This is a genomic window from Bradyrhizobium sp. CAR08 (assembly GCF_052871955.1).
This window is the reverse complement of record NZ_JBIXJX010000024.1, coordinates 66,588-91,445: the sequence shown is the minus strand read 5'-3', so window position 1 is coordinate 91,445 and position 24,858 is coordinate 66,588. Positions and strand designations below refer to the sequence as shown.

29 protein-coding genes are annotated in these 24,858 nt (G+C 64.8%); 11 read left to right on the top strand and 18 right to left on the bottom strand.

Features of this window, described 5'->3' with window-relative positions:
- Positions 1-28 precede the first annotated feature (28 nt).
- Positions 29-1,006: a Bug family tripartite tricarboxylate transporter substrate binding protein gene (locus tag ACIPUD_RS34500; protein ID WP_018453849.1), complete on the bottom strand. Its 978-nt coding sequence runs from the start codon at positions 1,004-1,006 to the stop codon at positions 29-31.
- A gap of 97 nt (positions 1,007-1,103) precedes the next feature.
- A complete protein-coding gene (locus ACIPUD_RS34495) occupies positions 1,104-2,039 on the bottom strand; it encodes a DMT family transporter (RefSeq protein ID WP_007614154.1) in 936 nt (311 codons plus the stop codon).
- A gap of 105 nt (positions 2,040-2,144) precedes the next feature.
- Between ACIPUD_RS34495 and ACIPUD_RS34490 the strand changes: the two genes are divergently transcribed.
- Positions 2,145-2,534: a hypothetical protein gene (locus tag ACIPUD_RS34490; protein WP_018453850.1), complete on the top strand. Its 390-nt coding sequence runs from the start codon at positions 2,145-2,147 to the stop codon at positions 2,532-2,534.
- A 17-nt stretch (positions 2,535-2,551) separates the two neighbouring features.
- Here ACIPUD_RS34490 and ACIPUD_RS34485 read toward each other — a convergent pair whose 3' ends face one another.
- Positions 2,552-3,157: a TetR/AcrR family transcriptional regulator gene (locus ACIPUD_RS34485; protein WP_018453851.1), complete on the bottom strand. Its 606-nt coding sequence runs from the start codon at positions 3,155-3,157 to the stop codon at positions 2,552-2,554.
- A 73-nt stretch (positions 3,158-3,230) separates the two neighbouring features.
- On the opposite strand from ACIPUD_RS34485, the gene ACIPUD_RS34480 reads away from it, so the two are divergent.
- Together ACIPUD_RS34480 and ACIPUD_RS34475 are read left to right on the top strand one after the other, a co-directional pair.
- The gene (locus ACIPUD_RS34480; RefSeq protein ID WP_204512197.1) at positions 3,231-3,635 is read left to right on the top strand and encodes a hypothetical protein; all 405 of its coding nucleotides are present in this window, start codon (positions 3,231-3,233) and stop codon (positions 3,633-3,635) included.
- A gap of 86 nt (positions 3,636-3,721) precedes the next feature.
- A complete protein-coding gene (locus ACIPUD_RS34475; protein ID WP_018453853.1) occupies positions 3,722-4,126 on the top strand; it encodes a VOC family protein in 405 nt (134 codons plus the stop codon).
- Positions 4,127-4,154: 28 nt separating this feature from the next.
- On the opposite strand, the gene ACIPUD_RS34470 is transcribed toward ACIPUD_RS34475, so the two are convergent.
- Positions 4,155-5,087 carry a DMT family transporter gene (locus ACIPUD_RS34470; protein ID WP_085395142.1) on the bottom strand — a complete coding sequence of 311 codons (933 nt, stop codon included), beginning with the start codon at positions 5,085-5,087 and terminating at the stop codon, positions 4,155-4,157.
- Between the two features lie 366 nt (positions 5,088-5,453).
- On the opposite strand from ACIPUD_RS34470, the gene ACIPUD_RS34465 reads away from it, so the two are divergent.
- Together ACIPUD_RS34465 and ACIPUD_RS34460 are read left to right on the top strand one after the other, a co-directional pair.
- Positions 5,454-6,746 (top strand): adenylosuccinate synthase, encoded by a 1,293-nt coding sequence (locus tag ACIPUD_RS34465; RefSeq protein WP_085395141.1) that lies wholly within the window; start codon positions 5,454-5,456, stop codon positions 6,744-6,746.
- Between the two features lie 37 nt (positions 6,747-6,783).
- Positions 6,784-8,409, top strand: a complete 1,626-nt coding sequence (locus ACIPUD_RS34460) for a hypothetical protein (RefSeq protein WP_085349173.1) — start codon at positions 6,784-6,786, stop codon at positions 8,407-8,409.
- A gap of 156 nt (positions 8,410-8,565) precedes the next feature.
- Here the strand turns inward: ACIPUD_RS34460 and ACIPUD_RS34455 are convergent, their stop codons facing one another.
- From ACIPUD_RS34455 to ACIPUD_RS34445, 3 genes are all read right to left on the bottom strand, one after another.
- On the bottom strand, positions 8,566-8,841 hold the full coding sequence (locus ACIPUD_RS34455) for a hypothetical protein (RefSeq protein WP_231190374.1): 276 nt from the start codon (positions 8,839-8,841) through the stop codon (positions 8,566-8,568).
- Between the two features lie 260 nt (positions 8,842-9,101).
- The gene (locus ACIPUD_RS34450; RefSeq protein ID WP_018453858.1) at positions 9,102-9,329 is read right to left on the bottom strand and encodes a hypothetical protein; all 228 of its coding nucleotides are present in this window, start codon (positions 9,327-9,329) and stop codon (positions 9,102-9,104) included.
- Positions 9,330-9,366: 37 nt separating this feature from the next.
- Positions 9,367-9,612, bottom strand: coding sequence for a cysteine rich repeat-containing protein (locus ACIPUD_RS34445; protein WP_085384905.1), 246 nt, complete (start codon positions 9,610-9,612; stop codon positions 9,367-9,369).
- Positions 9,613-9,747: 135 nt separating this feature from the next.
- Between ACIPUD_RS34445 and ACIPUD_RS34440 the strand changes: the two genes are divergently transcribed.
- Together ACIPUD_RS34440 and ACIPUD_RS34435 are read left to right on the top strand one after the other, a co-directional pair.
- A complete protein-coding gene (locus ACIPUD_RS34440) occupies positions 9,748-10,173 on the top strand; it encodes a DUF5413 family protein (protein WP_085349175.1) in 426 nt (141 codons plus the stop codon).
- Positions 10,174-10,234: 61 nt separating this feature from the next.
- The gene (locus ACIPUD_RS34435) at positions 10,235-10,792 is read left to right on the top strand and encodes a DUF4112 domain-containing protein (protein WP_085395191.1); all 558 of its coding nucleotides are present in this window, start codon (positions 10,235-10,237) and stop codon (positions 10,790-10,792) included.
- A 79-nt stretch (positions 10,793-10,871) separates the two neighbouring features.
- On the opposite strand, the gene ACIPUD_RS34430 is transcribed toward ACIPUD_RS34435, so the two are convergent.
- From ACIPUD_RS34430 to msrA, 4 genes are all read right to left on the bottom strand, one after another.
- Complete coding sequence (locus tag ACIPUD_RS34430) at positions 10,872-11,165, bottom strand: hypothetical protein (RefSeq protein ID WP_007596188.1); 294 nt, start codon at positions 11,163-11,165, stop codon at positions 10,872-10,874.
- Between the two features lie 211 nt (positions 11,166-11,376).
- Positions 11,377-11,541, bottom strand: a complete 165-nt coding sequence (locus ACIPUD_RS34425) for a DUF3309 family protein (protein ID WP_083926348.1) — start codon at positions 11,539-11,541, stop codon at positions 11,377-11,379.
- Positions 11,542-11,649: 108 nt separating this feature from the next.
- On the bottom strand, positions 11,650-12,069 hold the full coding sequence (gene msrB / locus ACIPUD_RS34420; protein ID WP_018453863.1) for a peptide-methionine (R)-S-oxide reductase MsrB: 420 nt from the start codon (positions 12,067-12,069) through the stop codon (positions 11,650-11,652).
- 15 nt (positions 12,070-12,084) lie between these two features.
- Positions 12,085-12,789, bottom strand: coding sequence for a peptide-methionine (S)-S-oxide reductase MsrA (gene msrA / locus ACIPUD_RS34415; protein WP_018453864.1), 705 nt, complete (start codon positions 12,787-12,789; stop codon positions 12,085-12,087).
- Between the two features lie 245 nt (positions 12,790-13,034).
- Between msrA and ACIPUD_RS34410 the strand changes: the two genes are divergently transcribed.
- Entirely contained in the window at positions 13,035-14,732 is a 1,698-nt protein-coding gene (locus tag ACIPUD_RS34410; protein ID WP_085395139.1) for a tetratricopeptide repeat protein, read from the top strand.
- A 120-nt stretch (positions 14,733-14,852) separates the two neighbouring features.
- Here the strand turns inward: ACIPUD_RS34410 and ACIPUD_RS34405 are convergent, their stop codons facing one another.
- The 6 genes from ACIPUD_RS34405 to napE all read right to left on the bottom strand — a co-directional run bounded on the left by ACIPUD_RS34405 (position 14,853) and on the right by napE (position 20,230).
- On the bottom strand, positions 14,853-15,968 hold the full coding sequence (locus ACIPUD_RS34405) for an ATP-dependent DNA helicase (protein ID WP_007596183.1): 1,116 nt from the start codon (positions 15,966-15,968) through the stop codon (positions 14,853-14,855).
- 89 nt (positions 15,969-16,057) lie between these two features.
- The gene (locus ACIPUD_RS34400) at positions 16,058-16,711 is read right to left on the bottom strand and encodes a NapC/NirT family cytochrome c (RefSeq protein WP_085349178.1); all 654 of its coding nucleotides are present in this window, start codon (positions 16,709-16,711) and stop codon (positions 16,058-16,060) included.
- On the bottom strand, positions 16,708-17,178 hold the full coding sequence (locus tag ACIPUD_RS34395; protein ID WP_007614113.1) for a nitrate reductase cytochrome c-type subunit: 471 nt from the start codon (positions 17,176-17,178) through the stop codon (positions 16,708-16,710). Before ACIPUD_RS34395 ends, ACIPUD_RS34400 begins: the two co-directional genes overlap by 4 nt.
- Positions 17,175-19,688 carry a nitrate reductase catalytic subunit NapA gene (napA, locus tag ACIPUD_RS34390; RefSeq protein ID WP_247337662.1) on the bottom strand — a complete coding sequence of 838 codons (2,514 nt, stop codon included), beginning with the start codon at positions 19,686-19,688 and terminating at the stop codon, positions 17,175-17,177. The genes ACIPUD_RS34395 and napA overlap by 4 nt, the downstream gene beginning before the upstream one ends.
- Before the next feature lie 16 nt (positions 19,689-19,704).
- The gene (locus ACIPUD_RS34385) at positions 19,705-20,019 is read right to left on the bottom strand and encodes a chaperone NapD (RefSeq protein WP_085349181.1); all 315 of its coding nucleotides are present in this window, start codon (positions 20,017-20,019) and stop codon (positions 19,705-19,707) included.
- A gap of 25 nt (positions 20,020-20,044) precedes the next feature.
- On the bottom strand, positions 20,045-20,230 hold the full coding sequence (gene napE, locus ACIPUD_RS34380) for a periplasmic nitrate reductase, NapE protein (RefSeq protein WP_085349182.1): 186 nt from the start codon (positions 20,228-20,230) through the stop codon (positions 20,045-20,047).
- 204 nt (positions 20,231-20,434) lie between these two features.
- On the opposite strand from napE, the gene ACIPUD_RS34375 reads away from it, so the two are divergent.
- The 3 genes from ACIPUD_RS34375 (at position 20,435) to ACIPUD_RS34365 (ending at position 24,178) form a co-directional block, all read left to right on the top strand.
- The gene (locus ACIPUD_RS34375) at positions 20,435-21,559 is read left to right on the top strand and encodes a helix-turn-helix domain-containing protein (RefSeq protein WP_446482428.1); all 1,125 of its coding nucleotides are present in this window, start codon (positions 20,435-20,437) and stop codon (positions 21,557-21,559) included.
- An 85-nt stretch (positions 21,560-21,644) separates the two neighbouring features.
- Positions 21,645-22,874 carry an acyltransferase family protein gene (locus ACIPUD_RS34370; protein WP_446482426.1) on the top strand — a complete coding sequence of 410 codons (1,230 nt, stop codon included), beginning with the start codon at positions 21,645-21,647 and terminating at the stop codon, positions 22,872-22,874.
- Between the two features lie 98 nt (positions 22,875-22,972).
- Positions 22,973-24,178 carry an LLM class flavin-dependent oxidoreductase gene (locus tag ACIPUD_RS34365; protein ID WP_446482425.1) on the top strand — a complete coding sequence of 402 codons (1,206 nt, stop codon included), beginning with the start codon at positions 22,973-22,975 and terminating at the stop codon, positions 24,176-24,178.
- 28 nt (positions 24,179-24,206) lie between these two features.
- On the opposite strand, the gene ACIPUD_RS34360 is transcribed toward ACIPUD_RS34365, so the two are convergent.
- Positions 24,207-24,788: a hypothetical protein gene (locus ACIPUD_RS34360; RefSeq protein ID WP_446482424.1), complete on the bottom strand. Its 582-nt coding sequence runs from the start codon at positions 24,786-24,788 to the stop codon at positions 24,207-24,209.
- Between the last annotated feature and the right edge of the window lie 70 nt (positions 24,789-24,858).

Sequence of the window (24,858 nt, the reverse complement as noted above, 5' to 3'; positions counted from 1 at the left end):
ATGCCGAGCGCGCGGCTTTCGCGAGCCCCTACTGCTTCTCGATCCCTGCCTCGCGGATCAGCTTCTCCCACAACACCAGCTGTTCGTTCACGAACGTGCCGAGCTGCTCGGGCGTGCCCGAAAACGCGTCCATGCCGAGGGTGGCGAGCTGGGCCTTGATCTCCGGCTTCTCGACGATCTTCCGGATCTCGGCGTTGAGTCGCGTCACGATCTCCTTGGGCATGCCGGCGGGGCCAAAATAGCCCTGCCACGACGAGATGTCGAAGTCCGGCACGCCGGCCTCCTGCATCGAGGGCAGGTTCGGCACCAGCGACGAGCGGTCCTTCGTCGTGACGGCGAGCGCGCGTAGCGCGTTGCCCTGGACATGCGGCAGGCCGGTCAGGATGTCCACGAACATCATCGAGACGCGGCCGCCCATGACGTCGTTGAGCGCCGGCGGCGAGCTCTTGTAGGGCACGTGCAGGAGGTCGAGCCCGGCATTGTGTGCAAAGGTCGCCCCCGACACGATCGCCGAGGACGAGCCCGAGGCGTAGCTCAGCTTGCCCGGATTGGCCTTGCCGTAGGCGATGAGCTCGCCGACGGTCTTGGCCGGCACCTCCGGGTGGATCACCAGCATGAAGGGCAGGTCGCCGGTGCGCGCGATCGGGGTGAAGTCCTTGACCGGATCGTAGGTCAGGCTTTTGAGCAGATAGGGATTGGCCGAATGCGTGGTGTTGGTGGTCACCAGCAGCGTGTAGCCGTCGGGCGCGGCGCGCGCGACATAGGTGGCGGCGATCATGCCGTTGGCGCCCGCCTTGTTCTCGATGACGATGCCGACGCCGAGGGCCTGCGACAAATGCTGCGAGATCAGCCGCGTCGTGGTGTCGGTGCCGCTGCCGGCGGCGAACGGCAGCACCAGCGTGATGTTGCGGCTCGGATAATTGTCGGCCTGCGCAGCGGACGCGGCGGCGAGACAAAGGGCGCCCGTGCCGATGGCACGCAGGTTTCGGATCAACGCTGAAAGCATGTCTGGTCGTTCCCTCTTTTTTGGTTGGCGGGGAACCTAGCGTCTCCTCGTCGAAATCGGAAGGCGCGAGTTTGTCGCCTCGTCTCGCGTCGCGGAATTACTTCACCGCAGAACCCTGGCGCGAGGCGATCACGACGCCGGCGAGCACCAGCAGGTAGCCGATCAGGTGGAAGGGCTGAATCTTTTCGCCGAGCAGCAGGATCGCCATCGCCGAGCCGAACACCGGCACCAGATGGAAGAACGGCGCGGCGCGGTTCGGGCCGATCAGCGCCACGCCCCGGTTGAAGAAGAGATAGGCCAGCGTCGAGGGAAAGATCAGGATGTAGCCCAGCGTCGCCAGCGTCACCCCGTCGAGTTGCAGGACGCGACCACTCCAGGCCTCCCAGATCGCGGTCGGCAGCAGCATCGTCGCGCCGCAGCAGGTGGTGAAGGAGAGAAAGGAGAGCTGGTGGATCTTGGGCCGCCGCGGGATGAAGGCAGAGTAGATCCCGAACGCCACCAGCGAGGAGGCGAACATGATGTCGCCCCTGTTGAAGCTGATGCTCGCGAGCGCGGCGAGATCGCCGCGCAGGATGATGATCAGCACGCCGAGAAGCGAGATCCCGATGCCGGCGAGCTGCGCACCGGTCAGCCGCACGCCGAACAGCACCAGCGACCACAGCGCCACGAACAACGGTCCGGCCGACTGGATCAGCAGCGCGTTCAGCGCTTCCGTGTACTGCATCGCCCAGTACGAGATCGCGTTGTTGAAGGCAAAGCCCACCAGCGACAGGAACAGCATCAGCGGCAGGCTCTTGCGCAGATTCGGCCAGTCGCGCTTCAGATGCGGCCAGGCGAAGGGCAGGAGGATCAGGAACACGCCGAACCAGCGGATCGTGGTCACCGTCAGCGGCGGCACATGCGCGCCGACGTGGCGCGCGAGCACGATGTTGCCGGCCCAGAACAGCGAGCTCAGGCTGAGCAGCAGATAAGGCTGGTTGTTGAGCCAACTGGCCGGATTGGAGGCCGGTGGCGCGGGCGAAGCGATCGTCATTGGCGTTGCATACGAGCTTGCGCCGGATTTGCGTCGTGACACAAGTCATGCGACCGCAATGCTACAATGCAGGCATGACCAGAGGAGGCGGCATTGGCGGTTAATATGTTGAACATCGATGGCCTTGATCGGCTCGATCGGCATGCACCGGTGGTGATGTTGAACCTGATGCGCTTCCACGCGCACTCCGGCGACGGCGACGGTTCCGGCTGGGACGCCTATCTGCGCTACAGTGCGGTCACAGTGCCGATGATCAAGGCACGCGGCGGCACGCTGCTCTGGACCGGCGAGGCCAGGGCCGTCGCGCTCGGCCCGCAGCAGGGCAACGACTGGGATTTCGCGGCGCTGGTCTATTATCCCACCGTCACGGCTTTCATCGACATGATGACCTCGAAGGCCTACGAGACGGAGGCTGATCCGCACCGCGTCAACGCCTGCGCCGAGCACGTCATCATTGCGACCAGCGAAGCGTACAGCAAGTTCAAGATGAAGTAGCGCCGCCTGCTGCCGGCTTACTTCAGCCCGTCCACAGCCGCGTGGCACGCCGTCTGCAGCAAGCGACAGACCTCCTCCGTCGACCGCTGCCGGCTCAGCGCTGCAAACGTCGGATAACTCGTCAGCACGAAGATCAAATCAACCGTGTCCCGCATGGCGCGCTTTGCCGCGTGCTTGCCCACGATCCGCGACAGCAGCGCGGTCAGCAATTCGCGCCGTCGCTCGTTACGCTCGATCAGCGCCTCGCCGAATTCCGGATCGGTCGCGATGGCCTGGTTGAGCCCACCGATGGCGGGATCGCGCCCCCAGAACGTACAGAAGATTTCGATGACGCGGTCGAGCGCGGCGCGCGGATCCGCCATCGTCATCACCTCGGCCAGTTCGAACAGTCCGCCCTGGTGCGCGATGTCGTCGAACACGGCCTCCAGCAATCCCCGCCGCGATCCGAACTGGTTGTAGACGGTCAATCGCGTGACGCCGGCCGCCTTGGCGACCACGTCGAGGGAGAAGTTCGCAATGCTCGCGTCCTCGCGTAGGAGTCGCGCGCCGGCCGCGATGATGCGCTCGCGCGTCGCCGCCGCCGCGGAAGCCCGCGCGGAGCTCACATAATTGCGCTTCGGCATCGCCTTGCCATTCTGTTGACGTATTGACTATACATGTAGTATATCTAATTTAGAAGCCGGTTCGGAGCTTGCCATGCAAACTGCCCTCGTGATCGCCTTGTCACTTCATGTGTTGTCGTCCGTGTTCTGGGCGGGATCAAGCTTTGCGCTGGCCCGCATCGGCGGAGTTGCCGGTGAGCAGCTGGTCTTTCCACAACTCGGCGCGGCGACGATTGCCATCCTGACCGGCGGCTATCTCGGCCATCTCGTTCATTCCCACAGCTTCGGCACGACCGAACAGGTGCTCGCCGTCGGTGCTGTCTGCGCACTGATTGCGGCGGGCGTTCAGGCTGTCATCGGTCCCCGTGCGCTCGTGGCCCTGCGTCGTGGCACCGGCAAGCCGGAGGACCTCCGTGCACGTATCGCCGCCGCCCAACGTGCGGCGGCGGGCCTGCTGGGCATCGCCGCGCTCTGCATGGGCGCCGCGCGCTACATTTGAATGCAGTCCAGGGAGGAGTGTTGAGAGCTCTCTGTTCCCAATGTCAGACCATAGCGCGGCTTCCAGCCGCTTTCGAAGGAAAAGCAATGTCCAAGATGATTCTGGTCAACCTGCCGGTACGCGATCTCGCCGCATCGACAGCGTTCTACGTAGCCCTGGGTGGCGCGGTGAATCCTCAATTCTCCGGAGCAAATTCGACGTCGCTCATGTTCACGGACGCGATCGGCGTGATGCTGCTGACCCACGACCGGTATCGTGAATTCACCAGCCGCGAGATCGGCGACGCGCGGCGCCACAGCCAGGCTATGTTCGCTCTCACGGTCGACGACCGCGATGCCGTCGATGCAACGCTGGCGCGCGCGGTGGCTGCGGGCGGTCGCGCCGATCCCAATCCGGCGCAGGATCTCGGCTTCATGTACAACCGACACATTGAAGACCCCGATGGCTATGTTTGGGAGATGGTGTGGATGAACCCGTCGACAAACGCTTGATCGCAGCCGATCGAACCGGGCCCCAAGCCTAGCTCGCCTGCTTCCGTGACGCCACGAACACGCCGGCCAGCACCAGCGCGAAGCCGATGAAGTGGAACGCCTGCGGGTGCTCGCCCAGAAACGCCATTGCCATGATCGAGCCGAACACCGGCACGACATGGAAGAACGGCGCGGCGCGGTTGGCGCCGATCAGGCGGACACCGCGATTGAAGCAGAGATAGGCGAGCGTCGAGGGGAATACCGCGACATAGAACAGGGTCAGGAGGTTCGGCCCGTCGAGCTTCATCACGGGACGCGCGGACAACTCCCACATCTCCAGCGGAATGAGACAGGCAGCACCGCAGCCGAACGTGAAGGCGAGGAACGACAGGCCGTGCATCGGGGGCCGCTTCAAGGTCAGCACCGAATAGAGCGCGAAGATGATCAGCGCGACGACAAAGATGAGGTCGCCCTTGTTGAAGTCGATGTTCGACAGCGTGGTGAAGTCGCCATGCAGCAGGATGATCAGCACGCCGCACATCGACAGCAGCACGCCGAAGGCCTGCGCTACGGTGAGGCGGACGCCGAGGATGGCGAGCGACCACAGCGCCACGACCAGCGGCGCGGCGGATTGCAAGAGGAGAGTGTTGAGCGCCTGCGTATGCTCCAGCGCCCAATATTGCAGCGTGTTGAAGGCGCCGATGCCGGTGATCGAGAGCGTGACCATCAGGCCGAGCCTGCCGCGGATCGCGGGCCAGTCCTGCGCAAGGTGTTTCCAGGCGAACGGCAGCACCAGCAGGAAGGCGAAGAACCAGCGCAGGAACGACAGCGTCACCGGCGGGATGTGACCGGCGGCGAGCCGGCCGACGATGGCATTGCCGGCCCAGCACAGCGCGGTGATGCTGAGCAGCAGATAAGGTTGGTTGGCGATCCAGTTGTGGCCGGACGTGGCGGCGCCGGTGGTCTCGTCGGTGGCGGACATTGGATTGTTGTGGCCCCGCGTCATGCGCCAAGCCTCCAGCCCGGTGGCACCCGGGCCGGTTCAAACCCGGCCCCGTTCAAAGACACGGAAATCGAGGTTGCATCAACGGGGGCCGGATGCATCGCGACCATGCAGCGGCGGAAGCAGCCTCTCACGCTTTGGTCGAAGCATTGCACCCGCCGCGAAGGTTTCTGGATTTTCAGGGGATATCAAAGGCTTGGGATGCGCTCGCGGCCTCGAAAAAGTCCCGTTCTTGCTTGCCTAGAGAGGCTGCATCCTTTATCCGGTTGGCTGCCTCGCGTTCGAGCGGCCCCGGCCGTGATTGGGCTGGGCGCATCTGACAGATTGCATAGGGATTACCCGCGAATGGCCAATGTTGTCGTCGTCGGCGCCCAGTGGGGCGACGAAGGAAAGGGCAAGATCGTCGACTGGTTGTCGGAGCAGGCGGACATCGTCGTCCGTTTCCAGGGCGGCCACAACGCCGGCCACACGCTGGTGATCAACGGCAAGACCTACAAGCTGGCGCTGCTGCCCTCGGGCGTGCTGCGCGATCAGAAGCTGTCGGTGATCGGCAACGGCGTCGTGTTCGATCCCGCCGCCTTCCTCGACGAGGTCACCAAGCTGCGGTCGCAGGGCGTCGCGGTCGGCCCGGACAATCTGCGGGTCGCCGAGAACGTCACCCTGATCCTGCCGCTGCACCGCGAACTCGACGCGCATCGCGAATCCGCCAATGCGGCGACCGCGATCGGCACCACCCGCCGTGGCATTGGCCCGGCCTACGAGGATAAGGTCGGCCGCCGCGCCATCCGCCTGATGGACCTCGCCGATCTCGACACCCTGCCGCACAAGATCGACCGGCTGCTGGCGCATCACAACGCATTGCGCCGCGGCCTCGGCCTGCCGGAGTTCGACGGCAAGGAGATCGTGAAGGAATTGACCGCGCTCGCGCCGCAGCTCTTGCCCTATGCCGAGACGGTGTGGCGGCTGCTCGACATCAAGCGGCGCGAGGGCAAGCGCATGTTGTTCGAAGGCGCGCAAGGCGCCCTGCTCGACGTGGATCACGGCACCTACCCTTACGTCACCTCGTCCAACACGGTGGCGGCGCAGGCGGCGACCGGCTCGGGCCTCGGCCCCGCCGCGGTCGGCTATGTGCTCGGCCTCTGCAAGGCCTATACGACCCGCGTCGGCCAGGGCCCGTTCCCGACCGAGCAGGACAACGAGACCGGCCGCAAGATCGGCGAGCGCGGCCGCGAGTTCGGCACCAATACCGGGCGGCCCCGCCGCTGCGGCTGGTTCGATGCGGTTCTGGTTCGCCAGGCGGTCCGGACCTGCGGCATCAACGGTCTGGCGCTGACCAAGCTCGACATCCTCGACGGCTTCGATTCGATCGAGGTCTGCACCGGCTACAGGCTGGACGGCAAGGAGATCGATCATTTCCCGGCGGGCGAGGGCGCCCAGGCCCGGGTCGAGCCGATCTACGAGACCATCGAGGGCTGGAAGGAGCCGACCGCCAATGCGCGGTCCTGGGCCCAGCTGCCGGCCCAGGCGATCAAATATGTCCGCCGGATCGAGGAATTGGTGGGGTGCCCGGTGGCGCTGCTTTCCACCAGCCCCGAACGCGAGGATACTATCCTGGTACAAAATCCGTTTGAGGCTTAACGATCTCTTACCGGGACGCGCGTATAATTGAGTAGAAATGGCTGATTACTACCCGCTGATCGCCCGCGCTATTGCCGCCCTGGACCCCAACGCTCCCGGCGAGAGCCGTCGCGCGCTCTACGAGCGGGCGCGCACGGCGCTGATCGCGCAACTGCGCAGCGTGCAGCCGCCGCTCTCCGAATCCGAGATCACCCGCGAGCGCCTCTCGCTGGAAGAGGCCGTCCGCAAGGTCGAATCAGAGGCGGCCCAGCGTGCCCGCGAGGCCTCGCGCCCCGGTGGCGGCGCCCGCAGCAGCGGCAGCGGCGACGCCTTCCGCCGTGCCAGCACCCGCGCCACCGAGGGCAACTCGCCCGCGCCGCAAACCGCTGCCCCGCCGCGCACCCGTCCGGCTCCGCCGCCGCCGCGGGCTGACCGGCCCTCCTTCAATGTCGATGACCAGGGCGACGCCCCGCGTGCGCCGCGGGCCCCGCGTTTCGACGCGCCGCGGCAGCCGGGTCCGCCGGCCCCGTCGTCGATGCCGGAGCCTCCGCCGGTCGGACGTGATCGCGCTGGTGGGCGCCGTCCGCCGGACATGGGACCGCCACCGCCGCTGCCGCCCGCACCGGGCGTGCGCGGCTTCCGCGACATCACGGCGGACGCCAACGAGCTCGGCGGCGCCGCCGCGCAGGCCAACCGCGCGGCGCGCCGCACCTACGCCAACGTGCCCTCGCCCTCGCCGGAATTCGACCGGCTCGAGCCGAGCCTGGAGAATCGCGGCGCCGGAGCCGACGCGCCGTATTCCTACGACGAATCGATCGAGGAAGCTGAGCGCTACGCGCCGCCGTCGCAGCCGCCGTCGCAACGTCCGCACATCCCCGTTCTCGACCGCGAACCCAAGAAGAAGCGCGCCCGCACCGGCCGCGCCTTTCCGTTCAAGAGCGCGATCGCCGTCGGCATCGTGCTGATCCTGGTCGGTGCCGGCATCCTGTGGGGCAAGCAGCTGGTCCAGACCGCGACCAACCTGTTGAAGTCTTCGCCGACGCAGGTGGTGGAGGCGCCCAAGGATTCGTCTCAGCCGCAGAGCAAGCCCAAGATTCCGGATCGCGTCGGCCAGCCCTCGGCCAGCGACCAGCCGGTCGCGCCGGTGGCGCAGAAAGTCGTGCTCTACGACGAGGATCCATCCGATCCGAAGGGCAAGCAATATGTCGGCTCGGTGGTGTGGCGGCTCGAGCCGATCAAGGCGTCGGGCAATCAGAAGGCCGACGTCGCCGTGCGCGCCGACATCGAGATTCCCGACCGCAAGTTCAAGATGACGATGTCGTTCCGCCGCAACACCGACTCCTCGCTGCCGGCGAGCCACACCGCGGAGCTGACCTTCGTCCTGCCGCCGGACTTTCCGGGCGGCGGCGTTTCCAACGTGCCGGGCATCCTGATGAAGTCGAACGAGCAGGCACGCGGCACGCCGCTCGCAGGCCTCGCGGTCAAGGTCACCGACGGCTTCTTCCTGGTCGGCCTCTCCAACGTCGATGCCGACCGCAGCCGCAACGTCCAGCTGCTGAAGGAGCGCTCCTGGTTCGACGTGCCCTTGGTCTACGCCAACCAGCGCCGCGCCATCATCGCCATCGAGAAGGGCGCTCCCGGCGAGCGCGCCTTCAACGACGCCTTCGCGCAGTGGGGCGACTAGATCTCTACTCCCTGAGACCTCGGCCTGCATGGTTCGAGACGCCAGCCTTGGCGGGCTCCTCACCATGAGGGTTTGATATCTCGCCGCGAAACGAGACCTCATCCTGAGGGCCCGCCCCTTGGGCGGGCCCTCAGGATGGCCGCAGATACGCTCTCTCTATTGCGCGGCTGCTTCCCGCTTGCGCGATCCTGTCGCGGCGGAGTGCTCGCGGTCCATCACGGCGCGACAGCCCGGGCTGACCTGAGCCTTCTTCTGCACCATGCAGGCCCTGATCCTGGGGATGTCGGGGATCTCACTGGAGCACAGCCGCATCGCATCGCCCGAGCACATCTGCTGCGCTTCGGACGAGAACGCGAAGCTTGGCGATGTTGGGATTGCGATGGCGGTGGTGGCGAGGGCGAAGAGAGTTGCGATCGTCTGATTGCGTGTCATGTAGAATGCGTCCCCGAGTTCCGTGGGCTTGAGCCACTTGGTTTTGGGGCGCCGCACGCGGCTTGACCTGCCGCATGTCTCAGCCATCACGCCGGGACCTCAATCCCGCATGTGGTTGCTCGATCTCTGGTGATGTTCGAATCGAAAAGTGCTGCGCCGCCCGAGCCAAGTATGCGCCATTGTTGCGCGACCGCAATGGCAGGCAAAAAGGAATTCGCAATTGTTGCGCGCACGTCACGCACAACGCGACTCGCGTGCGATCAGATCAACCGATCGGAGGATACGCTCGCTTGTTCCACATCGCTTGCGCCAAGCGCTGCATGCTCTTCGACCGCCGTAACGCCCTTTGCCGTGAGCTCGAACAGATCTCCGTCCTTCATCACGTAACCGTCGGCGATCAGCTCGCCTATCTTGCCGTGCCGGTCGTCGGCAAAGGCGATGGATTGGCTGATGTCCCTGAGGATCGAGAGCTGTTCGTCGCGCAACATGGCTTCACTCTCCGTTCGCCGGGGATGGTTCCGGTCCTCACATGCCGTGGCTCTGAAAGACCTTGCTGCAAGACCGCGACAGTTTGGCCCGGTTGGCTTGCAGGCAGGCCTGCACCGCACCGTCATTGCCGAGGTCCTTGCGGCAGAAGCGCGAGGCGTCCCGCGAACAGGCCTGCTGCTCCTGCGGCGAACCCATATGGCCTTGTGCGAGAGCGGGCGCGTTCGACAGGCCGCTCACGGCCGTCAGTGCGATCGTCGCCAGGAAGAACAGTTTGCGGGACATCGGCGGCTCCAAATCTGACAGGTGAATTTCAAGTCCGTCGCTATGCCGCTTGTTCCCAGCGCAGAGCCCGCACCCCCCCCGCTATTCAAGGTTCCCGCGGCGCTGCTATAGTAAGGTGAAGGATGAGGGTGCCTGATGAAACGCTATCTCGTGTTTGCGCTGGTCGGCCCGTTCGTGGGCGGGTTCCTGCTGCTGCTGACGACGACCTATCAGTCCGGCTATTGGACCCAGACCAGTCTCGCTGAGGTCGGCAAGCTGTTCGCGGTGTTCTTCAAATCCTTGCAATACAGTTATCTGTTCGGCTTCCTGCCCTCGCTGATGATCGGTGCGGTCGACGATATCCTGGTCCACGTCCGCCGGATCGGCCCGGTGCTGCGGATGCTGCTGGTCGGCGTGTTCGCCTTCATCCTGGCCTCGCTGACCTACAGCTCGCGCGGGCCGGACTCGGGCGCGGTGCAGTTCATCCTGTACGGCCTCGTCGGGTTCGTGCCGGCGGTGATTTCATCCTGGCTCGTGCATAAATATGTCGCGGAGCCGCAGCCGGCGGCGGCACAGACTTGAGGGCGCGACCTTCGATCACGCCGCAGCAACCTCCGCCGCGCTGGCGCGTTCCCTACAGGCCATGACCATGTCCGATGACGATATTCTTGCTCCGCGTCGATCCCGTTCGGGAAGCCGCTCGGGTGCGGCCTCTTCGGGCACCGACGGGCGTGGGCCGATCATCGATCAGGACGGTCACGAGATCCGGCCCGAAACGCTGGGGCAGGGCTTTCGCGAATTTCGCTTCGAGTTCGGGAAGGACAGTCCCTTCGCCGGCAACCCGTTTGGCAATCTAACGCGCGAGCAGCGGATCGCGCGGATCGAGGCGATCGCAAAGCTGCTCGACGTCGCCTTCGTGCTGCCCGGAACCAACATCCGCTATGGCATCGATGGGTTGATCGGGTTGATCCCCGTCGTCGGCGACATCATCACCGCCGCGATCTCGCTCTGGCTGGTGCAAGAGGCGAGGGCGCTCGGGGCGCCCTGGTACATCACCGCGCGCATGCTCGGAAATGTCGCCCTCGACGGCGTCGTCGGCATCGTCCCGTTCGCGGGCGACGCATTCGACGTCATGTTCCGTGCCAACATGCGCAACGTGCGCCTGCTCCGCCGCTGGCTCGACAAGCAGCCTCGCATCTGACACGCCCCAAAACGCAAAAAGCGCGACGGCCTTTCCGGCCATCGCGCTTTCAGCGCACATCGGAGCGCGTGACGAAAACTTACGCCGCGTCGGCAGCGTCGGTGCTGGCTTCCACCGGCTTGCGGTGGCGGGGCAGCGGGAAGGCTTCGCTCTCATAGAGCGACCGGATGCCGTTCTGGTCGAAGCGCGCTTCTTCGACCTGGAGATAGGCGCCGTTCAGCGAATCCGTCGGCAACTGCTCCATCGCGAACTGGACGGCTTCGGCCGCGGTGCCGAACCGGCGATAGGTGAAGCCTGCACGCTTCTTCTTGCGGATCGCAGCGGGGAAGAGTTCGGCGGAAGTGTTGAAGTTGAACGGACGCAGTGGACGCATGGTCAAAGACCTCGTGATCTCTCTGGGGCTTTAAGCGCGTGGGGTTGGGACGGGCAGAGGCCACGATTGAGTGGGCGCCGCACATGTCATTTTCGTCCTCTAATATAGCCCGTTTTGACAAAATTGCGACCCCCGCGATGCGAGATGATGAATCTGCGCATGGCAGCTCCGCAGCCCGGGAAATTGCAGGAATATCAGCGACTTGAATGGTCTACAGCTTGCCAAGGAGCAGCAGCACGAGCAGCACCACTAAGACGAGGCCGCCGATCCCCATGCCGGAATGACCCATTCCGTAGCCGTAGCCGCCGAAGCGGCCCGACAGGCCGCCGACGAGATAAATGATCACCAGGATGATCAGGATGGTCCCAAGCGTCATGGCATCCTCCCTGGCGGCCGCCGCCACGCCATGGCCAGCCGCACCACCAGGGAAGAAAAGCACATCGCGGCGCCGGGTTCCATGACGGAACTCGGCGCCGCGCAAGGTTTATTTGGGTTCGAGCTTCAGCGCGGCGGAATTGATGCAGTAACGCAAGCCCGTCGGCCCCGGGCCGTCGGGGAAGACATGGCCGAGATGACCGCTGCACTTGGCGCACAGCACCTCGGTACGGATCATGCCGTGGCTGACGTCCCGCTCCTCTTCGATATGGCCCTCGACGGCGGGTTGGGTGAAGCTCGGCCAGCCGCAGCCGGAATCGAACTTCGCGTCGGACTCGAACAGCACGTTGCCGCAGCCGGCGCAGGTGTAGGTGCCGGCGCGGTGGTCGTGCTCATATTCGCCGGAGAAGGGACGCTCGGTCGCCTTCTCGCGCAGCACCGCGAACTGCATCGGCGACAACTCGCTGCGCCATTGCTCTTCGCTCTTGATGACCTTGTCGTCCGTGGTTTTCGTCTTGGTGTCGGGCATGGGTCTCCCGTTTTTTCAGTTGGTGGCCTTGCTGGCGCTCACCAGCGTCGGCTTCTCGATATAGTTATCCGCGAACAGCTTTTTCAGGTTCTCGACCTTCGGAAGGTCGTTGTAGGCGATATAGGGCTGGTTCGGGTGCAGGGTCAGATAATCCTGGTGATAGGCCTCCGCCGGATAGAATGCCTCCAGCGCGCCGACCTTGGTCGCGATCGGCTTGCTGAAGACCTTGGCGCCGTTGAGCTGGGCGATATAGGCCTCGGCCACCTTCTTCTGTTCGTCGGACGTGGTGAAGATCGCCGAGCGATATTGCGGACCGGTGTCGGGGCCCTGCCGGTTGAGCTGGGTCGGGTCGTGCGCCACCGAGAAGTAGATCTGCAGGATCTTGCCGTAGGAGATCTTCTTGGGGTCGTATTTGATCTCGACGGATTCCGCGTGGCCGGTCCGGCCGCTCGAGACGGTCTGGTAGTCGGCCGTCGCCTTGGTGCCGCCGGCGTAGCCGGAGACCGCGTTGACGACGCCCGCGGTGTGCTGGAACACCCCCTGCACGCCCCAGAAGCAGCCGCCGGCGATCACGGCGGTCTGGATCCCGCTTGCGGGGGCCACATCAACGGCAGGAGCGGGGATCACGACCGCATCCTCTGCGGCCCGGGTCGGCGCGGCAAAGGCCAGCGTCAGGGCGGTGGTTGCGGCGAGCAGGGACAGGACGGCAGGTCGGCGCATGGCGATCCTCTTTCGGAAGGTCTGACAGTCTAGGGCGGTTGGGGCCGGGCGAACAGCCTGCCCGGCATTTTCGGACATTCGAGATACGGGCGGACCGGGCGATTGTTACGGCCGGAGGGACACGAGCCCGTGAAACGCGCCGCCTCCAGCGGCCCGGCTTGGCGACGACCGGAACTCCGCGCTAGATGAACCGGCGCGATCGGTGATCGACTTAAGAGAATCGTGGCTGGAGCTGACCTGACAACATGCTGCGCGTGGCATCCCTGACCCTCGTCGTCGTGCTCGCCATCCTGGCCGGCTGGAGCTCGCTCGCGGCGGCCGAACCGCAACCCGGCGACGACCTCGCCATTTGCCGCGACCGCCAGGCGGATGCACAGGCGAGGGCGCAGGCCTGCGACAAGCTGCTCAACGCCGACCGGCTCACCGGCAAGGACAAGGCCATCGCGCTCTCCGTGCGCGGCAATACGCTGATCAACAAGCGCGACTACGTCCACGCCATCGAGACCTTGTCCATGGCCGTCGACCTCGATCCCGACAACGTCGTCACGCTCAATTTGCGCGGCCTCGCCTATGAGCGGACGGGCCAGGACGACCATGCGATGACGGACTACAACCTCGCGCTCCAGAAGCGCCCGACCTACGGTGTCCCCTACAACAACCGCGGCGTCATCCAGTTGCGCCGGGGTGCGCTGCAAAGCGCGCTCGACGATTTCAACCTGTCGATCAAATACGCGCCCAGGTTCCTGCTCGGCTACACCAACCGCGCCCGCGTGCGCACGCTGATGCAGGATTTTGACGGCGCGATTGCCGATTTCGCGGAGGCCGAGAAGATCGAACCGGCCGCGCAGCAGATCACCGGCAACCGCTGCATCACCTATGGCATGATGGGCAAGTTCGACCAGGCCTTCGCCGACTGCAACGGCCTAATCGAGAAGCAGCCGAAGAACACGTACGCGATCAACAATCGCGCCGACGTCAACATGTTGAAGGGCGATTTCGAAGCCGCGCTGAAGGACTACAATACGGCGATCCAGATCAACCCGAACAACGTCCGGGCACATTCGGGTCGCGGCCAGATCTACGAGCGCAAGAAGGATCTCGCCCAGGCCCGTGCCGACTATCGTGCGGCGGCCTATTCGCTGACGAAGTTCGACGAACTTGACGTCGCGCGCGCCCGCGCGATCGCGCAGGAGCGATTGGCCGCGCTGACCCCGCAGCCGTCGGCCGGATCCACCGGGCGCCGTGTGGCGCTGGTGATCGGCAACGGTGCCTACAAGAACGTCCACGCCTTGCCCAATCCGCCACGCGACTCGAAAATGATCGCAGCCGCGCTGCGCGATGTCGGCTTCCAGACCGTGATATCCGTCAGCGACCTCACCCGCGACAAGTTCTTCGAAGCGTTGCAGACGTTTGCCGCCGAGGCGGAGAAGGCGGATTGGGCGGTGGTCTATTATGCCGGCCATGGTTTCGAGATCGGCGGCGTGAATTATCTCGTTCCCGTCGACGCCAAGCTCGCCGCCGACAGGGACGCCGAGACCCAGGCGGTCGCGCTGGAGCAGGTGATCGCGGCGGTGGGCGCTGCGCGAAAAGTGCGTCTGGTGATGCTGGATGCCTGTCGCGACAATCCGTTCGCGCCGACCATGCAGCGCACGCTGTCGCTCAAGCTCGTGGACAAGGGTTTTTCCAACATCGAGCCGGGCGCCGGCTTCATGGTGGTCTACGCCGCCAAGCACGGCGAGACCGCGATGGATGGCGACGGCGGCGCCGACAGCCCGTTCGCCACCGCGCTCGCTCGCGAGATCAAGATGCCGCGCGTCGAGATCCGAAAACTGTTCGACATCGTTCGCGACGATGTCTGGCTTGTGACCAAGCACGAGCAGCAGCCGTTTTCCTACGGCTCGCCGCCGGGGCGCGAGGATTTTTATTTCGTCGCGGGGAAGTGAACCGCGATGCCGGTGCCGTAGGGTGGGCAAAGCGAAGCGTGCCCACCGTTTTTATTGCGTCTGTGGAGAGATGGTCGGCACGGCGCTTTGCGCCTTTGCCCACCCTACAGCAGCGCGGCTTTACACCACAATGCTCAGCCGCTTCGCCGCCCGCGTGATTCCCGTGTACAGCCACCGCGCGCGGCTCTCCTGAAACGCAAAACTCTCGTCGAACAGCACGACGTCGTCCCATTGCGAGCCCTGCGACTTGTGCACGGTCAGCACGTAGCCGTAGTCGAACTCGTCATAGGGCTTGCGCTGCTCCCAGGCGATCGCCTCGACGCCGCCCTCGAAGCAATCGGCGCGCACCGAGACCTTGGTCACCTTGTGGCCGAGATCCTCGTCCGGCGACAGTCGCATGCTGAGAATGCGGGATTTCGAGCGCGAGGTGTTGCGCGACTTCACGCGCCACAGCCCGCCGTTGAACAGGCCCTTCTTGCGGTTGTTGCGCAGGCAGACCAGCTTGTCGCCGGCGACGGGGAAGACGTCCTCGATGTTCTGGCGCTGGCGCACCCGCATGTTGTACGCGCGTCGCGTGTTGTTGCGGCCGACCAGCACCTGGTCCGCGGCCATGACGCGATCAGGGTCGAGCTCCTTGCGCGACACCACCTCGCTCTCGCCGTAGCGGCCGATGTCGAGCTCGCGGCCCTCGCGGACGTCCATCGACATCCGCACGATCGGATCGTCCTGGGCCTGGCGGTGCACCTCGGTCAGCATCGCGTCGGGCTCGGTATTGGTGAAGAAGCCGCCGCCCTGGATCGGCGGCAGCTGCGCGGGATCGCCCAGCACCAGCAGCGGGCAGTCGAACGACATCAGGTCGCGGCCCAGTTCGGCATCGACCATCGAGCATTCGTCGATCACGATCAGCTTGGCCTTGGAGGCCGGGGCGTCGTCCCACAGTTCGAAGCTGGGCTGCTCCTCACCGGATTCGCGGGTGCGGTAGATCAGCGAATGGATGGTGGAGGCTTCGTCGCACCCCTTGTTGCGCATGACCAGCGCCGCCTTGCCGGTGAAGGCGGCGAACTTCACCTCGCCGTCGACGCCGTCGGCGATGTGCCGCGCCAGCGTGGTCTTGCCGGTGCCGGCATAGCCGAACAGGCGGAACACCGGCGGCGTGCCGTTGCGGCCGGGTTTGGCCTTGAGCCAGTCGCCAACGGCCTTGAGCGCGGCATCCTGATGCGGGGTGAATGTGGCCATGTCTGTCTTGAGGAGGGGGCGAAAACGGAGCGATTCGCCAGCCCCAAAACTAACCATTCGCACCGCTGGTTCAAGCCGGGCGGGGCGCCCTACTGCCAGCCGGGAACGCCGCGCATGTCGGGCAGATGGTGGGCGATGCCCTTGTGGCAGTCGATGCAGGTCTTTTCCTTGGTGAACAGGAAGCGCTGGTGGGCGACCGAGGCGCGCGGCGACTGCTTGGTGATGTCCATGGAATCGGCGCTGTGGCAGTTCCGGCATTCCAGCGAATCGTTGGACTTGAAGCGCGCCCATTCATGCGCCGCCAGTTCGAGCCGGTGATCCTGGAATTTCTCGCGGGTGTCGATCGTGCCGAAGATCTTGCCCCAGACCTCCTTGGAGGCCTGCATCTTGCGGGCGATCTTGTCGGTCCAGTTGTGCGGCACGTGGCAATCCGGACAGGTCGCGCGCACGCCGGAGCGGTTGGCGAAATGGATGGTCGACTTCAGCTCGGCGTAGACGTTGTCCTTCATCTCGTGGCAGCCGGTGCAAAATTTTTCGGTGTTGGTCAATTCCAGCGCGGTGTTGAAGCCGCCCCAGAAGATCACGCCGGCCATGAAGCCCGCCAGCACCAGCACGCCGAGCCCGAACACCGAGCTCGGACGGATCAGCACCTGCCAGAGCTCGCGCGCGAAGTCCCAGCTTCGCGCGACGAAGCCGCGTCTGGCCTTCAGTCCCTCGCCGGGTTCATCAGCGGTCGTCGTCATCGGCGGCCACCGGGGCTTGCGCGCGACAGCAGCGTGTCGATGTCGGTGAAGTCGTTGCTGACGGGCGGATTGGCGGTGTTCTGCGGCACGTGGCATTCCGTGCAGAAGAAGCGGCGCGGCGAGATCGAAGCCAGAAACTGGCCGTCGCGGTCCATGAAGTGGGTGATCGAGACCATCGGCGCCTGCGATTCCGCGATGCGCGCCCGCGCATGGCAGGACAGGCACTTGTTGCCGTTGAGGTCGATCTGATAGCCGTCGATCGTGTGCGGAATGACAGGCGGCTGTTCCGGATAGTTGCGCACTTCTCTTTCAGAGGTGTTGCGGTTCGGCAGCATCGGCGGGGCCGGGCCTTCGTCGTTGAGCGGCGTCGGGCCGCGCAGACCTGACGTCACCGTCTGCGCGGTCAGCGAACTCGCGCCAGCCGCGATCGCGACTGCGAGCAGCGCTACTCCAAATCGTTTCATCATGACATGTTCATCCGCTCGATGCGCACGGCGCACTTCTTGTAATCGGTTTGCAGCGAGATCGGATCGGTGGCGTCCAGCGTCACCTTGTTGATCAGCTTGGATTCGTCGAACCACGGCACGAATACGAGGCCACGCGGCGGCCGGTCGCGGCCGCGCGTCTCGACGCGGACGCGGATGAAGCCGCGGCGGGAGACCACCTTCACCTCGTCGCCGCGGCGGATCTTCGCCTCCTGCGCGTCGTCAGGATGCATGAAGCAGACGGCCTCGGGGAAGGCCTTGTAGAGCTCGGGCACCCGGCGCGTCATGGTGCCGGAATGCCAGTGCTCCAGCACGCGGCCGGTGGAGAGCCAGTAGGGATATTCGTTGTCGGGCGATTCCGCCGGCGGCTCGTAAGGCAGGGCGAAGATCCGCGCCTTGCCGTCGGGATAACCGTAGAACTGCACGTCGGTGCCTTGCTTGACGTAGGGGTCGCTGCCCTCGCGGAAGCGCCATTTCGTCTCCTGGCCGTTGACGACGGGCCAGCGCAGGCCGCGCTCGCGGTGATAGGCGTCGAACGGCGCGAGGTCGTGACCATGGCCGCGGCCGAACGCGGCATATTCCTCGAACAGGCCCTTCTGCACGTAGAATCCGAACGCCTTCGACTCCTCGTTGGCGTAGCCGTCCTCGATCTCCGAACTCGGGAATTTGTCGACCTGGCCGTTCTTGTAGAGCACGTCGAACAGCGTCTTGCCGCGAACGTCCGGCTTCTTGGCGATCAGCTCCTCCGGCCACACCTCCTCGATCTTGAAGCGCTTTGAGAATTCCATGAGCTGCCACAGATCGGACTTCGACTCGCCCGGGGCAGCGACGAGCTGGTGCCAGAACTGCGTGCGGCGCTCGGCATTGCCGTAGGCGCCTTCCTTCTCCACCCACATCGCGGTCGGCAGGATGAGATCGGCGGCGAGCGCCGTCACCGAGGGATAGGCGTCCGAAACCACGATGAAATTGTCGGGATTGCGGAAACCCGGATAGGTCTCCTCGTTGGCGTTGGGACCGGCCTGGAGGTTGTTGTTGACCTGCACCCAATAGGCATTGATCAGGCCGTCCTTCAGCATCCGGCTTTGCAACACGGCGTGCGCGCCGGGCTTGTCGGGAATGGTGCCCTCGGGAAGCTGCCAGATGTGCTCGGCCTTGGTGCGGTGCTCCTTGTTGGTAACGACCATGTCGGCCGGCAGGCGGTGCGAGAAGGTGCCGACCTCGCGCGCGGTGCCGCAGGCCGAGGGCTGGCCGGTCAGCGAGAACGGGCTGTTGCCGGGCGAGGAGATCTTCCCGGTCAGAAGATGGATGTTGTAGACGAGGTTGTTGCACCAGACGCCGCGGGTGTGCTGGTTGAAGCCCATGGTCCAGAACGAGACCACTTTGGTCTTGGGATCGGCATAGAGGTCGGCCAGTGCCTCCAGGCGATTGAGCGGCACGCCCGACATCTCCGCCGCTTTCTCCAGCGTGTAGTCCGAGACGAACTTGACGTACTCGTCGTAGCTCATCTCGGTGGAATCGTTGGCCTTCGCCGCGCCTGTCGCCTTCTTCTGCAGCGGATGCTCGGGCCTCAAACCATAACCAATGTCGGTCTGGCCGCGCCTGAAGATGGTATGCGCGGCGACGAAGTCCTTGTTGACCCGGCCGGTCTTGATGATGTGGTTGGCGATGGCGTTGAGGATGTAAAGGTCGGTCTGCGGCTTGAAGATCATGCCGATGTCGGCGAGGTCGAACGAGCGATGCTCGAAGGTCGAGAGCACGGCGACGCGGACATGCGGCGCGGAGAGCCTGCGGTCGGCGAGGCGCGTCCACAGGATCGGATGCATCTCCGCCATGTTGGAGCCCCACAGCACGAAGGCGTCGGTGGCCTCGATGTCGTCATAGCAGCCGGCCGGCTCGTCGATGCCGAAGGTGCGCATCATGCCGGCCACGGCGGAGGCCATGCAGTGCCGTGCATTGGGGTCGATGTTGTTGGTGCGGAAGCCGGCCTTGAACAGCTTCACGGCCGCATAGCCCTCCCAAACCGTCCACTGGCCGGAACCGAACATGGCGACGCCGTTCGGCCCGCGCTTCTTGATCGCCTCCTTCCACTTCACCTCCATGATGTCGAAGGCTTCGGTCCAGGACACAGGCGTGAACTCGCCGTTCTTGTCGTATTTGCCACCTGTCTTGCGCAGCATCGGCTGCGTCAGGCGGTCGTGGCCGTACATGATCTTGGAGAGGAAGTAGCCCTTGACGCAGTTGAGGCCGCGATTGACCTCGGCCTTGGTGTCGCCATGGGTGGCGACGACGCGGTTGTTCTTGGTCGCGACCATCACGGAGCAGCCGGTGCCGCAGAAGCGGCAGGCGGCCTTGTCCCATTTCAGTTCGGCGACGTCGCGCTCGGCGATGAGGTTCGCGGCGAGCGCCGGTGCCGGCATGCCCGCAGCGGCGGCCGCGATGGCGGCGGCCTCGAGCTTCAGCATCTGGCGGCGGTCGAGCTTTGGCGATGTCATGACGACTCTCCCGGCCTTAAGCCGTTTCGATGGCGTGAAAGACGAGCGCCGCCGAATAGACGTCCGGCAGCGACTGGATGGTGTTGAGCAGGGTGCCGAGGCTGCCGGAATCAGGCGCCTCGGTCACGACGATGAGCTTGCCTCGCGGGTCGCGGCCGTGGATCTCGCAGCCGGCAAGGGCGGTGATCGCGGCTTCCAGCTGGTCCAGGCGCTCGGGGCGCGCCTGCACGATGATGCTGGCGATTTCGCAACCGGGCGGGGCGATGACGCGCTCGGCGCTGAGCACCCGGCCGGTGATCAAGGCACGGCGGTTGAGTGTGGCGTGGGCCATGATGCCTGTCTTTCGCTTTAAGGGATCAATGCAGGGAGGGCGGTGGGCCGGGAGGGCCGGCGAACATCTGGTAGATCCAGACGGCGAGGCCGTAGGAGCCGACCGTTCCGACCGCGAGGACGGGCATCACGACCGCGGTCAGGAACAGGAATGCGAAAATCTCCATGCGCTTGCGGCGCACACGCCCGGTCGTGTCGTCACGCGCCGACATGCTCGTCTCTCTGAATGGGGGGATTGGGACGGCATCCGGGCCGTTGCCTTGCTGCATTTTTGATGCATTCGGGCCGCTGCCGCGTTGATCTGGATCAATCCGCCAATCTGCGGCTGTCGCTGCGGCCGTTGCCACGACGGCAAGTTTGGGTTGTACCCGTGCGAAGGCGATGCGACAGTTTGGCATCGAACGGGGATCCGGGTTGTGAACGCGACAGGGCTGACGGCGATCGATCTCGGACTTCGCGGCGCGGCCAGCGGCGTGTTCCTGTTGATCGTTCTCGTGGCCTTGCTGCGTCGTGCAACCGGCCAACAGGCTTTGCTGGGCATCGCGATGTGCGCAGGCGGCATGTTCTATGCGATCGGGACGGCGCCCAACCTGCCCAAATCGGCTTGGTGGTGGGTGTTGCCGATCCTGTCCGCGCAGCCCGCCGTCTTCTGGCTGTGGGCGCGCGCGGCGTTCGACGACGATTTCGTGCTGAGGCGTTGGCACGGCGCCCTGTGGCTGAGCATCGTTGCTTTTGGGTTTGCGATCACGCTGGGCTGGGCGAACTGGCCCGCTTTGGCCGGCGCAGGCGGGCGAGTCCTGGCTCTGGCCACCCTGGTGCTGGCCCTCGCTGCCGCGGTTCAGACGGTCAAGACCTGGCGGGCCGATCTGGTCGCGCGGCGACGCCGACTGCGGCTGGCGATGCTTGCGATCAATGTCGTGCTCATCGCGACCGTCGCCGTCGCCGGCTTCGCCGCAATTCCCGTCGCGGTTCCCGGTGCGCCCGGCAGTCTCCCGACCGCGCTCGGGCTGTTCGTGGTGGCCATGCTTGCCGGCATCGGCCTGTTCAGCGCGCCGGCGATGGCCGTCGATGACGCCACGGCCGCGATCGCATCCGGCGAGGCGGGGAGGCAAGCCCCGGCCGCCGATCGCGCCGCGGGGCGGGTCGTCGTCGACCCGATCCTGTTGCGGCGTCTCGACCATCTGATGACCGTGGAGCGAACCTACCGCCAGGAAGGCCTTGCGATCGGAGCGCTCGCGGCGCGGCTCGACGTTCCCGAGCATCGGCTGCGCCAAGCCATCAACGAAGGGCTGGGCTATCGCAACTTCAATGCGTTCCTCAACCGCTACCGTATCGAGGACGCCAGGCTGGCGCTGTCCGACGTGACGCAACGGGAGGTCCCGGTGCTGACCATTGCCATGGATGCCGGCTTCCAGTCGATCGGACCTTTCAACCGGGCCTTCAAGGCCGAAACCGGCATGACCCCGACCGAATTCCGGCGTGAGGCGCTGAGCCGGCCCGACAGCGCTGAACTCAGCCCGCCGCGCCGCGAAATCGGCTAGCCGATTTTTGGATCAGGCGAGAGCGCCGCGCCCCGATTGGGCAGACTGTCCGGCAGATCCTCTCGCCAGCCGAATGGGCCCACCCATGTCACCTTCGACCGCCGCCACCCCTGCATCGGAACGGCTGCACGCTCTCGACGCACTCAGGGGCGGCGCCCTGCTGCTCGGCATCGTCCTGCACGCGGCCATGTCGTTCGTGCCCGCCACGCCCCGGTTCTGGTTCATCCAGGACACCCATCCAAGCCTGCTCCTCGGCCTGCTGACCTTCACCATCCACGTCTTCCGGATGACGACCTTCTTCCTGATGGCGGGTTTCTTCGCGCGCATGAGCTTTCATCGCCGGGGCGTCAGGGGCTTTGTCCGCGACAGGCTCCTGAGAATCGGGCTGCCGCTCGTGATCGGTTGGCCGATCCTGTTCACGCCCATGTACTTCATTGCGATCTGGGCGTCTCATTTCCCGAACGGCGGCTGGTCCCGCAGCTGGCCATCGGTGCTGCCGAATTTCCCCCTGACCCATCTCTGGTTCATCTATGTGCTGCTTGAGCTTTATGTCGCCGTGCTGCTGCTCCGCTGCGCATTTGTCTGGCTAGATGCGTCAGCCAGGTGGCGAGCGGTGATTGACCGTGTCTTCGCCGGGATCATGAAAAGTCCGCTGGCCCCCCTTGTTCTGGCAATCCCGATCGGCGCCGCCTTCTGTCTCGATCAACGCTGGATCAATGTGATGGGCGTGAGGACGCCGGATCAATCGCTCATCACCAACGCGCAGGCCTGGATCGGCTTCGGCACCGCCTTCGCGATCGGCTGGCTGCTGCATCGGCAGATCGATCTGCTGCGACTGATTGGGCGGCGCTGGCTCCCGCATCTTCTGCTCGCAATCACTCTGATCCTGATCAGTTTCGTGCTGGTTGGGGCGATGACGTCCGCGCCGGGTGCACCGAAACTGCCTTTCGGCTTCGCCACGCTCCGGCTTGTCTCCGTGATCCTGTATGCGCCGGCGATATGGATTTCGACCTTTGCGGTCATCGGCCTCGCGCTCCGCTTCATGTCCGGCTTCAGTCGGACGTGGCGCTACCTCGCCGATGCATCCTACTGGCTCTATCTGATCCACCTGCCGATCGTGATGGCGCTGCAGGTTGCGCTGTCGCAGCTCGACTGGCCGGGTCTGATCAAGTTCGCGATCATTCTCGGCGTCGCGCTTCCTCCGATGCTGGCGAGCTATCATCTGCTGGTGCGCTTCACCTTCATCGGCGTGGTCCTGAATGGCCGCCGCGCCGAAAAGCACCTTCTCCCGCAAGGCGGAATTGCGACTGCGTAGACAGCGCCGCCCCGCCCATTAAGATGCCCGCAAGAAAAAAATAAACGGCAAGAAAACTTGCAAGAAAACCTGCAAGAAAACCTGGGAGAGACGGCGTCATGAAGTTCGGCATCTTCTATGAGCTGCAACTGCCACGGCCGTGGGTGGCCGGCGACGAGCTCAGCCTCTATCAGAACGCGCTCTCGCAGATGGAACTCGCCGACAGCCTCGGCTACGACCACGCCTGGGTTGTCGAGCATCACTTCCTCGAAGAATACTCGCATTCGCCCTCACCGGAATCGTTTCTCGCAGCCGCGAGCCAGCGCACCAAGAACATCCGGCTCGGCCACGGCATCCTCCAGCTCACGACCAACCACCCCGCACGTGTCGCCGAGCGCGTCGCGGTGCTCGATCTGCTCTCCAACGGCCGCTGCGAATTCGGCATGGGCGAGAGCGCCTCCATCACCGAGCTCACGCCGTTCGGCCGCGACATGGAGACCAAGAAAGAGGTGTTCGAGGAGGCCGTCGCCGCGATCTTCCCGATGTTCAAGGACGCAGGAAGCGAGCACCACGGCAAATATTTCGACATCCCGTTGCGCAACGTCGTGCCAAAACCGGTGCAGAAGCCGCATCCGCCATTGTGGATGGCCTGCTCGCAGCTGCCGACCATCGAGCGCGCCGGCCGCCATGGCTTTGGTGCGCTCGGCTTCCAGTTCGTCAGCGCAGACGCCGCGCACGCCTGGGTGCACGCCTATTACAACGCCATGACCAAGCGTCTCGCCAAGCTCGCCGACTACGAGATCAACCCGAACATGGCGCTGGTGTCGTTCTTCATGTGCGCAAAGACGGACGAGGAGGCGCGTGCGCGCGCCGACGGCGCCACCTTCTTCCAGTTCGCGCTACGCTTCTACGGCGCGTCGCAGAATCGCCAGCGGCCAGCGCCCTACACCGTCAACATGTGGGACGAGTACGACAAGTGGAAACGCGACAATCCTGAGGCGCAGGAGGCCGCGCTGCGCGGCGGCCTGATCGGCTCGCCCGAGACGATCCGCAGGAAGCTGAAGCGCTTCCAGGGCTCGCACATCGACCAGGTCATCCTGCTGAACCAAGCGGGCAAGAACAGCCACGAGCACATCTGCGAATCGCTGGAGCTGTTCGGCCGCGAGGTGATGCCGGAATTCCAGAACGATCCCGCGCAGGCGGCCTGGAAGCAGGGCGTCATGAGCGGCGAGATCAAGCTCGAGGAAATCGACACCGAGGCGTTCACCGACCGCTATGGCAAGCTCGCGATCAACGTTCCGCCGGCGAAGGCGGCGGCGGGGTAGGGTCTTTCGCCGCTGCGGCCGGCTGAGTTTATTTGGATTCGGTTTTCGTCTGGATGTTCTGAACGGCTCCGCCCACCGGAGTCCACTGCGCCCGGCCATCCAAAGCGGAGAGGTTTAGACCACCGCCGGTCCCGAAGAGAACCATGTGACCCGAGCTGACGGAGTCCACAGCGAGCGTCGCACGGGGAAGTTTTGCAGCATTGTACATCGTCAAGGACGCATCCTGATGATCGTTCAGGGACAGCACTGCCCGCTGACCCTGCTCCGTATCGAGGAGCGACACCGAAGGTACGCCATCCTGGCGAAGCCCGATGCTGAGACGCACCTTCTCGCGGCTATCCAAGAGCGAGATGTGCGGCGTTCCGTCGGAAGTGGATGAGATCAAGGCGACGATTTTGCCGGTGCCATTTCGCAAGGCAATTGTTTCCACAGACAGGGTCTTGGCCTTGACTGTATCGGCATTAGCTGTCGCATGCCATTGCGATGAAATGATCGCCGCAGCCGCCAGGATCGTAGCCCCCAAAACGCTCCAACTCATAGCCTTCAGCGACCGGTCCTGCCGCTGGATATGCGATGCGAGATTTTCAAGCGTGGGTTCGACCTTGAACATAGCTGCGCCTTTGCCTTGGAGTAAGCTTCACATCCGAGCATACCCTGCTGGGTGCGAATTCTGCTAACCT